At 64.7% G+C, this 11936-nt stretch carries 12 protein-coding genes; 5 read left to right on the top strand and 7 right to left on the bottom strand.

Features of this window, described 5'->3' with window-relative positions; all coding sequences use genetic code 11:
• Positions 1–442 precede the first annotated feature (442 nt).
• Together ABC766_RS32945 and ABC766_RS32940 are read right to left on the bottom strand one after the other, a co-directional pair.
• Positions 443–1984: a transposase gene (locus ABC766_RS32945; protein ID WP_345822968.1), complete on the bottom strand. Its 1542-nt coding sequence runs from the start codon at positions 1982–1984 to the stop codon at positions 443–445.
• A 470-nt stretch (positions 1985–2454) separates the two neighbouring features.
• The gene (locus ABC766_RS32940) at positions 2455–3051 is read right to left on the bottom strand and encodes a recombinase family protein (RefSeq protein ID WP_311292052.1); all 597 of its coding nucleotides are present in this window, start codon (positions 3049–3051) and stop codon (positions 2455–2457) included.
• A gap of 264 nt (positions 3052–3315) precedes the next feature.
• On the opposite strand from ABC766_RS32940, the gene ABC766_RS32935 reads away from it, so the two are divergent.
• Together ABC766_RS32935 and ABC766_RS32930 are read left to right on the top strand one after the other, a co-directional pair.
• Positions 3316–3558 (top strand): AbrB/MazE/SpoVT family DNA-binding domain-containing protein, encoded by a 243-nt coding sequence (locus ABC766_RS32935; protein WP_311292051.1) that lies wholly within the window; start codon positions 3316–3318, stop codon positions 3556–3558.
• Entirely contained in the window at positions 3555–3944 is a 390-nt protein-coding gene (locus ABC766_RS32930; RefSeq protein ID WP_311292050.1) for a type II toxin-antitoxin system VapC family toxin, read from the top strand. The genes ABC766_RS32935 and ABC766_RS32930 overlap by 4 nt, the downstream gene beginning before the upstream one ends.
• A gap of 553 nt (positions 3945–4497) precedes the next feature.
• Here the strand turns inward: ABC766_RS32930 and ABC766_RS32925 are convergent.
• The 3 genes from ABC766_RS32925 to ABC766_RS32915 form a co-directional block, all read right to left on the bottom strand.
• The gene (locus tag ABC766_RS32925; RefSeq protein ID WP_345822967.1) at positions 4498–4680 is read right to left on the bottom strand and encodes a hypothetical protein; all 183 of its coding nucleotides are present in this window, start codon (positions 4678–4680) and stop codon (positions 4498–4500) included.
• A gap of 120 nt (positions 4681–4800) precedes the next feature.
• On the bottom strand, positions 4801–6132 hold the full coding sequence (locus tag ABC766_RS32920; protein WP_311292049.1) for an MFS transporter: 1332 nt from the start codon (positions 6130–6132) through the stop codon (positions 4801–4803).
• A gap of 7 nt (positions 6133–6139) precedes the next feature.
• Positions 6140–6412 (bottom strand): metal-sensing transcriptional repressor, encoded by a 273-nt coding sequence (locus ABC766_RS32915; protein WP_345822966.1) that lies wholly within the window; start codon positions 6410–6412, stop codon positions 6140–6142.
• 636 nt (positions 6413–7048) lie between these two features.
• Between ABC766_RS32915 and ABC766_RS32910 the strand changes: the two genes are divergently transcribed.
• Complete coding sequence (locus ABC766_RS32910; protein WP_311291851.1) at positions 7049–7699, top strand: efflux RND transporter periplasmic adaptor subunit; 651 nt, start codon at positions 7049–7051, stop codon at positions 7697–7699.
• A 183-nt stretch (positions 7700–7882) separates the two neighbouring features.
• Here the strand turns inward: ABC766_RS32910 and ABC766_RS32905 are convergent, their stop codons facing one another.
• Positions 7883–8824, bottom strand: coding sequence for an NAD(P)/FAD-dependent oxidoreductase (locus ABC766_RS32905; RefSeq protein WP_311291850.1), 942 nt, complete (start codon positions 8822–8824; stop codon positions 7883–7885).
• A gap of 366 nt (positions 8825–9190) precedes the next feature.
• Here ABC766_RS32905 and ABC766_RS32900 point away from each other — a divergent pair, with 366 nt between their 5' ends.
• Positions 9191–9517 carry a flagellar basal body rod C-terminal domain-containing protein gene (locus ABC766_RS32900; RefSeq protein ID WP_311291849.1) on the top strand — a complete coding sequence of 109 codons (327 nt, stop codon included), beginning with the start codon at positions 9191–9193 and terminating at the stop codon, positions 9515–9517.
• Here ABC766_RS32900 and ABC766_RS32895 read toward each other — a convergent pair whose 3' ends face one another.
• A complete protein-coding gene (locus ABC766_RS32895; protein WP_427902340.1) occupies positions 9518–11062 on the bottom strand; it encodes a phospholipase D-like domain-containing protein in 1545 nt (514 codons plus the stop codon).
• 169 nt (positions 11063–11231) lie between these two features.
• Between ABC766_RS32895 and ABC766_RS32890 the strand changes: the two genes are divergently transcribed.
• Positions 11232–11843: a DedA family protein gene (locus ABC766_RS32890; protein WP_427902339.1), complete on the top strand. Its 612-nt coding sequence runs from the start codon at positions 11232–11234 to the stop codon at positions 11841–11843.
• The last annotated feature ends 93 nt before the right edge of the window (positions 11844–11936 follow it).

Raw genomic sequence — 11936 nt, 5'->3', positions numbered from 1 at the left:
AGCATGCGACCAAAATTTTATAGGCACGCAACTAGGAAATTCATGAAATTTGATACACTCGAAGGCGCTACGCCCTGAGTTCCGTACCTATTATTATTGCAATCATTCTATCAATTGATCCTCTGTTCGATAGGAATAGATTACGTTCTCTTTCATTGATCGAGTCTTCCAATAATTGGCCTTGGACACGTCTCAAAATGAGTATCTCATTGGCGCTATTTTCATTGACAATAAGGTGAGCGATCACATCACGATCGGTTAAATGATACTGGGCTGCAAAATAATTATAAATTGCTTCAAGCGAACTGTTATTTGACACATGAAGCGATTTATACATGATCAGCCTAAAGTTCTGATTTGCCAGAAACTCGTGCGCTATCTGTAGATTTTGGCCTGCGTATTGCCTCATCCAAGATTGTTCCCGAGTAGCGAGCTCGTTGCCTCACGCGCATGTTCCCGGCGAGTTGGTCGCCGAGGGTATGGCTGGGGCTTGAACGCCGAACACGAGCGAGGATGCCATTTCCGACCGCCAGACCTGGAGGCGCCGCTGCACGGTGCGCAGGAGCCCATCCGGGTAGTGTCCCGGATAGGTGGTCTGAAGTCGTTGGAGTAGCTCGCAGCCGGTTTGTGACGGATCGGCCTCGAACCACGCTCGCATCTCATCGGTGACCGTGACCAACGGATCGGCACGTCGGCGCCACCGCTTCAAACTCGGCTTGGCCTGTGCGGTCGGCCGGACCTCACCGAGCTGCCAAGCGGTGCGAAGCCCGGCCAGGAAGGCTGCGATCGGCACGGGGCCGACCTGTGGGGCCGCCGTAGCGTCCACCGACGGTCCGATCCGATCGGCGATCTCGACGAGGGCCCGTTGATGAGTGCGCATGTCGGCGAGCAACCGAACCGGGTCGAGATCGGCGCGCAACGCCTCGACACGAGCGCAGACCTCCGGGATCGTGCGTGGATCCGCCAGCAGGCGATCGCAGGGTGTCGCCGGAGTGTGATAGCGCTTGCGCACCCGCGCCCCATCGCGCTCCTTCTCGGCGAGCTTGAAAGAGGGCTGGAAGGCGTTCACGAACAGCCGTGTCGTGGCGTAGAGACCGGCGAGCATCCGGGCGGCTTCCATGCCCTCGAAGCGCCGATAGCCCACGATCCGGCGGACGATCGCGCCGTTCTTCTGCTCGATGTGCGCCTGATCGTTCTTCCGGTAGGGGCGGCAGCGGGTGAGAACGATGCCCGCGTCCCGGCAGTAGTCCCGCACGCTCTCGTTCATGAACACGGTGTCGTTGTCCACATCGAGGCCGAGCAAGGGAAAGGGCATGAGCCCGCGCATCTGCGTGAGCACGCTGACGAGCAGCGTCTGCTCACGCAGCAGGAGCGGTGCGCATTCCGTCCACCCGGTGGCGATATCGGTGAGCACGAGCGTCTGCACGAAGGCGCCGGCGGCGATCGGGCCGGAATGGGCGACGAGGTCGGCCTCGACGAAGCCAGGCGGCGGGTCGTTCCAGTCCGAGAAGGTCCGCACCGGGATCGACCGCCGGATCGAGGACGCCGGTCCGCGCCGCTGTCTTCGAACACCGCTTCGCTCGCGCTGCGGGCGCAATGTTCGATCGATCGTGGCGGCGCTGACGGTCAGCAGCGAGGCTCGGATCTCGGGCGCGAGCGCAAGGTGGCCGTGACGCTCCATGACCGGCACGAGCGTCGGGATCAGTGCCTTAAGTCGCTTGCCGCAGATCCGATCGGACGCCTCCCACAGCACGATCAGCGCGTCCCGAACGGCTTCGTCGTAGATCCGACGTGCCGGTCGTAAAGCCGCGCGCCGGTCGGTCGGACCCGCCCGAAGCAGCCGCAGCACGTGCTTCCGATGGAAGCCCGTCACCGCAGCGAACTCATCGGCGATCCGGGTCTTCTCAGGTCGCGTACCGCTCCGGTATCGGGCCGCCACGACGGCCAGCAGTTCATCGCGTGTCGCCATGCTTACCTGCCTCATCCCTGCCTCCGCCGCCGCTTTCCGGCGGGGAGCAAATCAGATGAGGCAACAGCTCAGCATCAAGGAACAATTCTGGCGAGGCAATGCGCCTGGAGGATTGAGATGTGTGATCATTTCTATTAATATTCTCCAACAAGTAAGATGGATGTCATATCTTATAAAAAGAAACAAATTACGAAATGTATTTGCGAATGGTACGTTAAAAGATCCGATAAGATATGACAATTTTGGTGAATTTTCGGTACAACTGATCATGCTGATTAATAATGGTAACTATTACAGTTAATTTTGAGTGCCCTGACGAATTTAAAGTACGTTGATTTAACATGATGCAAGCCGATCGACAGGTAAATTGAGAATATAAATGAGTTTATTTGCTATATAACACTGCCTAGAAACGGATTGCATCGCCCTGGACCAAAAGTTCATGACAGGTCGCATTTCCTCGTCGATCGTGACGAGGTATCAGCTCAGACCACCACGACAGTGGGCGTTGCGGGCTGGCGGTCCAGGGTCCGATAGACTGTCGGCCGCGAGATCGAGAACAGCTCGGCCAAGTCGCTGATCGCGTAGTCGCCGGTATCGTACATCCGGCGCAGTTCCCTCTGCTGCCGATCGGAGAGCTTGGGCTTCTTGCCCCGTAGTTTCCCCTTGGCGCGGGCCACCGCCATGCCCTCGCGCGTGCGCAGCCGGATCAGGTCGGCCTCGAACTCGGCAAACGTCGCCAGGATGTTGAAGAACAGCTTGCCCATCGGGTCGACCGGGTCGTGCACGCTGGCACCGAGTTGGAGCTTCACACCCCGGGCAGCGAGCGCGTCACCGATCGCACGCGCGTCCGGCACGGAGCGGGCGAGGCGGTCGAGTTTGGGCACCACCAGAGTATCGCCGCTCCGGACAGCGGCGAGCGCCTGATCCAGGCCGGGACGGGCTCGGTTCGTCCCGGTGAAGCCTTTGTCGGTGTAGATCCGCTCAGGAGTCACTCCAAGCTGGAGCAGCACCTGCCGCTGAGCGGCGAGGTCTTGTTTGTCGGTCGAGCAGCGGGCGTAGCCGATCAACACATGCGTCATGGATCGGATTGTAACGTACAGGGTCCCCTCATCGCAACTTTTATCGTACCATCCCATTGAGACGCGAACCGCAGAGGCGGATCGAGCCTCCGCGAGCGGATCGGCTCAGCGTCCGTTCATCGATCCCCTTGCGGACACGGCCGGGCGGCACGACGGGGCCAGAATGATCCAGCATCGCGAGGAGATGACGTCAGCCGCCGATCCTGGCGCGAGCCGGCGCTTTTGGCGTATGTTCACTCGCATGGCAGACAGTGGAGTCGTCCCATGAGAGCCAAAGTGATGCCCGACGGGCGCGTGAGCCTGCCGGCCGATCTCCGCAAGCGGCATGGCCTCAGTCACGGGGGTGAGGTCATCGTTGAGGACACAGGCGACGCCATCGTGCTTCGGACGCTCGATCAGGTCGTCGCTCGGGTACAGGCTCTGAGCCGCAGGCTGGTCAGCGACCAGACAGGCGCGTCCGTGGCGGACTTCCTCGCCGACCGAGCCCGTGAGGCCGAGGCCGAATGACAGGCTTCGTCCTCGACGCGTCCGCGCTGCTCGCCCTACTGCTAGCTGAGCCGGGAGCGGATCGGGTGAAAGCCGGGCTCGACGGGTCTGTCATGACGACCGTCAACTTGGCTGAGGTGGTCAGCCACTACGCCAAGCTCGGGGTTGCGCGCGCTGATATCGAGGTGCTGTTGCGTCCCTTGCCGATCCGATGGGCTGCCGTCGATGCCGCGCTGTCGTACGAGGCCGGCATGCTGCGTCCGCTCACGGTTGAGGGTGGTCTGTCGCTCGGGGATCGTTACTGTTTGGCCTTGGCCAAACGTGAAGGTCTGCCGGCGCTCACAGCCGAGCGGCGCTGGTCGATGATCGCTGACGAGGCTGGCGTGGTGGTCGAGATGATCCGCTGATACCCGTCCTGAAGTACCAGTTCGAGGGTTGAGACGCGGGCGTATCCGATGAGCATGTCGGGATCGTGCCAAACTGGCGCTTGCCCGGCAATAGAAAAGCCGACACGTTTCTCCGACAAAAACAGGGGCGATTTCGGCAACTCGGCGGCGGCTCCTCGCGAGCGTCGAGAAGACGATCAGGTACCTGACGTAGCGCAGCTATGGGTTGACGCAGACTTCGCTTTCGAGAGTAGACGGACTGGAGTGCGTCTCTCGCGGCGTAGAGATGCGCTTCCGAACAAGTGGATCGGGTGGACGCTGTGTGAAAACGAATCCCTATCATGGAACGGCAGAATAATCTTCTTCGTGACGCATATTTCAGTGGGTCAAATGGGAATTTGTACGCCAGTCAGATGCTTCGCGCAGCGTTTTTCAGACAGTCTGGGTGGAAAGCAGAACGGCTGCTCCAGATAACCGATGTTGATAAGCGGACGATCAGCGGTCGAGCTAACGCATTTCGGGAACAGATCGTTTGTCGACCGCTCAAACCATCGCACGGCGCTTCCTTGGTTTCCTAGCGCACGGCCATTGGGAACAGGCGCTCGATCAAGGAGCAGGCGGCCGCTTGGCCCCGCACCGATGCCAATTGATCGAACTCCCCGGAACCAGCTCGCATCGCCGGCGCACCGATCTTCGAACCGAGTCGCTCGTAGCACTGCCTGGCCGTGTCCACGATATCCGGATTGAACTGCTCCATGGCACACTGTGCCTGCGCGCCGAAGCAGGCCGTGCATGCGCGGGAAGTCGACACACTCGATGGCCCCGGCCGGGTTGGGCGGGAGTACGAGGTAGATCAGAAGCAGACGGGCTGCCCGGCTCACCCTGGTCCGCCTGCCGGCCAGCGATGGTGCAAGTCGTCGATGACGAAGGCATGAGCATGTCGATGGCCGCCGGCATCGAGATGCGGATGGTCAGGCCCGAGGTCGCCATGGACATGCTCGACCACGTCCGGATCGATGGCCGGCCAGAGAAGGGCCGCCGCCACGATGGCCGCCAGGGTCAGAACGCCCAAGACCGCCAGCGTCACCGGCATGCCGGCCTTCGCGCCGAGCCAGCCGGCCAGCGGATAAGTCAGGAGCCAGGCCACGTGCGAGAGTGCGAACTGCGCGGCGAACACCGCAGGTCGGTCGCCGGCAGAGGCGGAGCGCCGGAGAAGGCGACCCGTGGGTGTCTGAGCGGCCGAGTAACCGACGCCGAGCACCAGCCAAGTGGCCAGCAGCATCAGCCAGCTGATCACGCCACCCCAGGTCGTGGCGGCGAAGGCGAGCAGCACTACTCCGAGCAGCGTTGCCGCCGGGATCATCACGGCGCGGTCTGGTAGGCGATCAAGAACCCGCGGCAGCAGAAGCGCAGCCAGCATCGAGCCGCCGCCGAACAGTCCGAGCGCCACGGCGACGTCGTTCTGGGGTCGGTGCAAGATAGCCTGTACGATCACCACGGTGTTGACGATAACCATGGAGCCAGCCGCCGACACTGCGAGGTTTAGGGCGAGTAGCCCGCGTAGACGCGGGGTGGCGAGATAGATGCGCAGGCCCCGCGTGAGGCGCTCGTAGATCCCGGCGCGGCGCTCGGGTGGTGTTGGGGACGGGAGCGACACCGAGACAACGAGAGCTGCCGAGCACAGGAACCCCACAACGGTCCCACCGAACAGCCAGTGAAAGTTGATGACCGTGAGTAGCACGGCCGCCAGTGTCGGGCTGAGCAGGTTCTCCAGGTCGTAGGCGAGCCGCGAGAGCGACAGCGCTCGGGTATAGTCGCGCTCCCCCGGGAGGATGTCCGGGATGGTCGCCTGGAAGGTCGGCGTGAAGGCCGCCGAGCACGATTGCAGCACGAAGACCAAGACGTAGACCTGCCAGACCTGGTCGACGAAGGGGAGGATCAGGGCGACGCCGGCGCGGACGAGGTCGGTCGCCACCAGGAAGGCGCGCCGCGGCAGCTGCCCCGTGAAGGCGTTGGCGACCGGCGCCACGAGCACGTAGGCCACCATCTTGATGGCGAGCGCAGTGCCGAGCACGGCGCCAGCCTCGGCGCCGGCCAGCCGATAAGCGAGCAGGCCGAGGGCCACGGTGAGCAGGCCGGTGCCGATCAGGGCGATGACCTGGGCGGCGAAGAGGTGCCGATAGGTCCGGTTCGCGAGGACGCTCAGCATCTCGGCCTCAGAGGTACTTCGCTAACGCCTTGAACTCTGCGAGCGCGGCCTTGGCCGACTTCCCGCCGTCCGCGACCCCGTCACCGATGCAGTTCTCCATGTGATCCTCGATGAGGACGCGCTTGGCATTGGCTATGGCGCTCTCCACCGCATGGAGCTGCTGGGCGAGATCCACGCAGGAGCGGCCCTCCTCGATCATGGCGATGACGCCGGCGAGATGGCCGTGGGCGCGCTTCAGGCGCTTGACGATGTCGGGGTGAGAAGCGTGCGCATCCTGCATGTTAACATGCTATCCCCCCGGATAGGATATGGGAAGGGCGTCCGGTCCACGAGGTGGTCTCGGGCCGAACGAGAGGTGGGTGGCCGGTGTCCTTCGGGCGGCGTCTCATAGCGGCAGCCGCTGCGTTCGTGCTGGCCCTCGTTGCGGTCACGTCCGTTCTCGTGAAAGCCCGGCACACGGCGTCAGCGACGTTCCTCGCGCACGAGATCGGCTCCGACGCGACGCGACGCACGACCATGCTTCTGACGAGAGGAATGCCGGCGACCTCCTCCACCATGCCCAGGCCCACGCACAAGGGGTGATGCCCTCGTCCGCCGGGGCATCCACGGCCCGAACGGATGCGGCCATGGCCTTCGCCGTCGCGGACGACCGCAAGTGGGCCGCTGGACGGCAGCTCGGGCTGTTCAAGCCTCCGAGAGCCTGAGGCAGCCCCCGACGGCAGTCTCCTCGGTTTCCTCGAACCCCGGCGCTGCGCCGTGCCCGAACGGTATGGCAGGTCGCCCTTGGCAGCGACATGCTCAAACGTCTCCCCCTCGTCCTGCTGGCCGTCGGCAGCGGCTTCCTCATCGCGACTTGGTGACCGGCGGCCTCTGACGCGGTCCGCGCCCCGCCGCCACGGTCCCTTCTCGCGAGTCGATACCGGCAGCGCCGGAGCCGGAGAAGTCCGGCCGCGTCCGCCTGACGGACGCGCAAATCGCCAAGGCCGGCATCCGCACGGATGACGCCGGCGAAGGCCGCCTCGCGCGCCACCCCCACGTCCCGGGCACCATCGTTCCGAGCGCCGACAACACCGCCCGGATCGCAGTGAAGACGACTGGTACCGTCGTGGAGCTGCGCAAGAGGCCCGGGGACCGGGTCGCCAAGGGTGAGGTCGTGGCGCTCATCGAGAGCCGCGAGATCGCCGAGACCAAAGGGCGAGTACCTCGCCGCGCGCCTCTCGGCTGCCCTGCAGAAGACCCTCTACGAGCGCGACAAGGAACTCTGGGACCGGCGCATCTCGTCCGAGCAGCAGTACTGCGCTCCCTGGCAAGCTACCGAGACCTCCAGGTCAAGGAGAACGCCGCTCGGCGCAAGCTGAGCTTCCTCGGCCTCGGACCGGCCGAGATCGACGCCCTGCCGACGAAACCCGAGGCACAATTCGAGCGCCAGGAGATCCGCTCGCCTATCGCGGGCAGAGTCGTGGAGCGGCGGGTCGACCTCGGCGCGGCGGTGGGTCGCGACAACCTGGAGACCGAACTCTACAGCGTCGTCGACAGCCGGTTCACCTCGCATGAGGCATCTTGGTGATGAACACTCCTGTTCCGCCGGATACGAGTGGATCAGCGCGCCCAGCGCTCGCACGACAAACCCGGCTCCCCGCACGCCCGAAGCCTCGGTCACTGCCCCCTTGCGGAAACGCCCCATACGAGTCGAGCTAAGGCCTGCGGCAGTCCAGCGGCATGGCGGCGCCGTGCTGCCGGTATGAACGTGTCAGGTCGCTCGCGTCTGGCCATCGCGCGCGCGGAGGTCGTTGTGCAGCGTGGTCGCGGCGATCGCGGCATGGCCCATTGCGACGCTGATCTGGTCCAGCGCGTACACGATGTCGCCGGCCGCATAGATGCCCTCGTGGCTCGTGCGCTGCTTCTGGTCGACCGCAATACAGCAACCGTCGCCCATGCGAAGGCCAAGCGCCTGCGCCAGCGCATCTTTCGAGTCCGAGCCGAGAGCGGAGTACATCGTGTCAAAGCCCAGCGTCGTGCCGTCCTGCAGGCGCGCCGTTACGCGGTTCTCGCCGAAGTCGAGTCCTTCGAGTGCAAGTTCCTCGATCCTGACGCCGGCGCCGCCCAGAAGGGCGCGGTCGTCCGCGTCGATCTCGATTTTCCCCGCGGCGAGCAGGGTGATGTCGTCCGAGTAAGTACGGAGGAACATTGCCTCAGCGACGCCGCGCGCATCGCCGCCGATCACGCCGATGGCTCGTCCGGTCGCCTCGAAGCCGTCGCAGACCGGACAGTAGCGCAGCAGCCCGCGGTCGAGTGCCACTTGGTGCGTGGCCGGGTCGATGTCCGGCTGCCGGTTCTCGGTGCCGGTGGCCAGGAGGAGGGTGCGCGCCTCCAATGCCAGACCCTCGCCGCGCGCGAGGAAACAATCCCGTACCGCCTCGATTGCGTCGATGCGCCCGTTCAGCAGGCGTGCGCCGTACCGCTCGGCCTGGGTCCGCATACGACCCAGCAGCTCCGCGCCGCCGATGCCGTCTGGGAAGCCCGCGTGATTATGGGAGATCGGGATCCAAAGCGCCCTGCTGTTGCCATCATCGACGACCGCGACCTGGCGATGGTAGCGCGCAAGATAGATCGCGGCCGTCAATCCGGCCGGCCCACCGCCGATGATCAGGCAGTCGAGCTGCTCTACAGACTGTTCCGTCTTATTGGCCAAGTCGATCTCCTGGGCTGGGTGCTTCACGAACTTGCGGGCGGGGCATGTGAGGCATGTAAAGGGCGCACCAATTACAAACCGCTGTGGCGAAGTAAAACCAAGCCAGGGGCGGCCGGTATAATTGCAGCAGTTATCGGTCAGACGGCCGAGGGGTAAAGGGCGGTGCCTGTCGGCGCGAGACCGGCGTGATTAACTATTCCTTAATGCTAATTTCTAACCTTTCCTTCATGATTGCGCGAACTGCGACGACACGGATCGTCCGGCCGCAGCGATTGGAGGACGGCACAGGTGTCTGGGATCGAAGGACTTTCTGGATCCGCCATCGCCGCGGCAGGTCTACGGGTGCAGCAGGGCCGCCTGCGCGTCATGACCGAGAACCTGGCCAATGCGCAAAGTACCGCCAGTACGCCCGGCGGCGATCCTTACAGGCGCAAGATCGCGGTGTTCGAGCCGGTCGGGGCTGAAGCCGAGCCCATTGGGCGCGTCGTGCGAGACACCAGCCCCTTCCGGGTGATCTCCAGTCCGGGCCACCCCGCCGCTGACGAGCGCGGCAATCTCAAGCTTCCCAACGTCAACCCTGTGACAGAGGCCGCCGGACTGCGCGCGGCAATGGGGGCCTACGAGTCCAACCTGAGAGTGATCGCAACGCTCGACGACCTCAACAGACGCACCATCGACCTGCTGAAGGTCTGATCACCGTCCTTCCTTCGCGCCGTTGTCCGGTTCGGTTCGGTGTCGCAGCGGATGAGCACGGCGGCGTCTGTCCGCGAAGGCGTGCAGCACGGCTCGCCACACCGGCTCGGGCTGTTCGGGGTCGAGCAGCTCGCCCTCGCTCAACGGATGCGCGGACCCGGGATCCGGCCCTTCGAGGGGAACCAGGGTGCGCCCGCTCTCCTGACGCAGGGTCTCGATCGTGGCAATCAGCGATCCCTCCCGAGCCAGGGTGCGGGCCACGTCGTCGACCGCAACGCCGAGGTGCTCGCCGAGAAGCGCGTCGCGCAAGCCGATGATGGCCCTCGCCGTTTCCGCTCCGGCTGCCTGGTCCGGTACTGCCTCGACGGCGAGGTCGCATTCCGTGTCGAGACCCATCGAGCGATTGTTCAGGTTGGACGACCCGATCCGCAGCAGGCGGTCATCGACGATCAGCACCTTGGCATGAACGTAGATCGGCCGCCCCGCCATGGTGACGGGACGGTAGATGCGAAAGCGCCCGAAGCGATCCGCGGACCGGACATGTGCCAAGGCACGGCTGCGCCCTCGCCCCATGGCAGTCTCCTCCAGCCAGCCCATGGCACGATCGGGGTTGACGACGACGATCTCCGGGCCGTCGGACTCGCTCAGTCGGGCGGCCATCGCCTCGGCGATGCAGCGCGAGGCGAAGTACTGGCTCTCGACGTAGATCGTATGCCGCGCGGCTCCGATGCCGGCGAGATAGAGCTGCTCGATCTCGCGCACGCCCGGGCGGCCGTGATAAGCCGGCTCGGTGCGGGCAACCGCAACATCGACGTCGCACAGGCGCGGGACCAGAGCCTCGGGCCACGGATCGTGATCGGTTCGGTCGGGTGGGCTAATCCGCTCGCCGGTGGCGCGCTGCCAGCGTTCCCGCGCCAGGGCACCGAGCGCGGCAGCCGCAGCGCCGTCGACCGCCACGGTGGCGTCGTGGAACGGTGCATAGGCACGTCCGGACGGGCGAACACGGCGTCCGTCGTCATCGGCGTGGTGGCTTGTGTCCCAGCGATCGTCCGTCATGTCGATGCCGCCGCAGAAGGCCAGCACGTCGTCGATCACGACGATCTTTTGATGATGCGAGGCTCCAGGCGGGTGGACGCTGTCGAGCCGGAACTGAAAGCGCCGGGCCCGCATCCAGTTCAGCAGGTAGAGCGGCGTCGTGCCGCGCGCGAGCGTACCCAAAAGACCGAGGTTCCACTGCAGCACCCGGATGCTCAAGCTGGGGCGGCGTCCGGCGAGTTCGGACAGGAACGGTCCGAGTTCCTCGGGCAGGCCTTCCACCGGGTGATCGGGATCGAGCTTGATGCGAGTGTCGAACTCCCAGCCGACGAACAGAACCGAGTGCCGGGCCTGTAGGAGCGCACTGCGCAGATGCGCGAAGTAGGCGGCCGCGTCGACGATTGGGGCGAAGCGCGCCGCCCGCTCGACGCGCCAGCAGGTCAGACCTGGCTGCAGAAGCTTTGCCGCGTGGGTGACCGCGACCGACGCCCCATGGGTCGGATGATGCATCGGCGCGCCGGGCTTCCCTGTCTGCAACGAGCAGCCCCTCACGCCTCGCAGCGGAGGGACAGACTTCGCTTTACGATCCCGCGTATGAACCCGCGCCCGTCCGGCGCGTTCCCGGTCCAGCCTGCGCCGGAGGCAAAGCCATCTACGCGCCTGGCCTGAGGAGATGACGCTGATCGATTGGATCGTCACCGCGATCGAGCGGACCGGTTACCTCGGTGTCTTCCTGCTGATGCTGATCGACAACGTCTTCCCGCCGATCCCCTCGGAAATCATCATGCCGCTGGCAGGCTTTGCCGCGGCACGCGGACAACTCAGCCTTATCGGGGTGTTCCTCGCCGGAACGGCTGGGGCGCTCTCCGGAGCGCTGGTCTGGTACGGCGTGGGGCGCTGTCTCGGGCGCGAGCGCTTGCGACGCTTTGCTGCCCGGCACGGCCGCTGGTTGACGTTGAGCCCTGCGGAGGTCGATCGGGCCAGCGCCTGGTTCGCCCGGCGCGGCGGCCTCAGCGTCCTGGTCGGTCGCGTCATCCCGGGGGTGCGCAGCCTGATCTCGGTTCCGGCCGGGGTATCCGGCATGCCCCTCACCCCCTTTCTGATCTATTCGGCCCTCGGCACGATCGTCTGGACCGGGCTGCTGGCCGCGGCCGGCTACGGGCTCGGCGAGAACTACCGCGCCGTCGAGCGCTTCATCGAGCCCATCGGAAACGGTGTGCTGGTCCTGGGCTTGGCGCTCTACCTCTACCGTGTCGCAACCTTCGAGCGCCGCAGAGACGTTCGGGGCTGATCTGCGGCAAAAACAGCCGTTTGCCGGCGCGATCGAAGCCCTGTTCAGGGCGAGGTGGATGGGCGTGCCTTGAGACGCTGCGGAGGACCTCGC

The sequence above is a fragment of the Methylobacterium fujisawaense genome (assembly GCF_039619325.1).
GTDB classification, from domain to species: domain Bacteria; phylum Pseudomonadota; class Alphaproteobacteria; order Rhizobiales; family Beijerinckiaceae; genus Methylobacterium; species Methylobacterium fujisawaense.
This window is presented reverse-complemented; position numbering and strand designations above follow the sequence as displayed.

Bases quoted from the DNA above. Each gene is read 5' to 3' on its own strand.
- ABC766_RS32895 (WP_427902340.1), bottom strand. From the start codon at position 11,062: ATGCATCATCCGACCCATGGGGCGTCGGTCGCGGTCACCCACGCGGCA.
- ABC766_RS32925 (WP_345822967.1), bottom strand. From the start codon at position 4,680: ATGGAGCAGTTCAATCCGGATATCGTGGACACGGCCAGGCAGTGCTAC.
- ABC766_RS32940 (WP_311292052.1), bottom strand. From the start codon at position 3,051: ATGACGCATGTGTTGATCGGCTACGCCCGCTGCTCGACCGACAAACAA.
- ABC766_RS32900 (WP_311291849.1), top strand. From the start codon at position 9,191: ATGACCGAGAACCTGGCCAATGCGCAAAGTACCGCCAGTACGCCCGGC.
- ABC766_RS32920 (WP_311292049.1), bottom strand. From the start codon at position 6,132: ATGCTGAGCGTCCTCGCGAACCGGACCTATCGGCACCTCTTCGCCGCC.
- ABC766_RS32945 (WP_345822968.1), bottom strand. From the start codon at position 1,984: ATGAGGCAGGTAAGCATGGCGACACGCGATGAACTGCTGGCCGTCGTG.
- ABC766_RS32935 (WP_311292051.1), top strand. From the start codon at position 3,316: ATGAGAGCCAAAGTGATGCCCGACGGGCGCGTGAGCCTGCCGGCCGAT.
- ABC766_RS32930 (WP_311292050.1), top strand. From the start codon at position 3,555: ATGACAGGCTTCGTCCTCGACGCGTCCGCGCTGCTCGCCCTACTGCTA.
- ABC766_RS32915 (WP_345822966.1), bottom strand. From the start codon at position 6,412: ATGCAGGATGCGCACGCTTCTCACCCCGACATCGTCAAGCGCCTGAAG.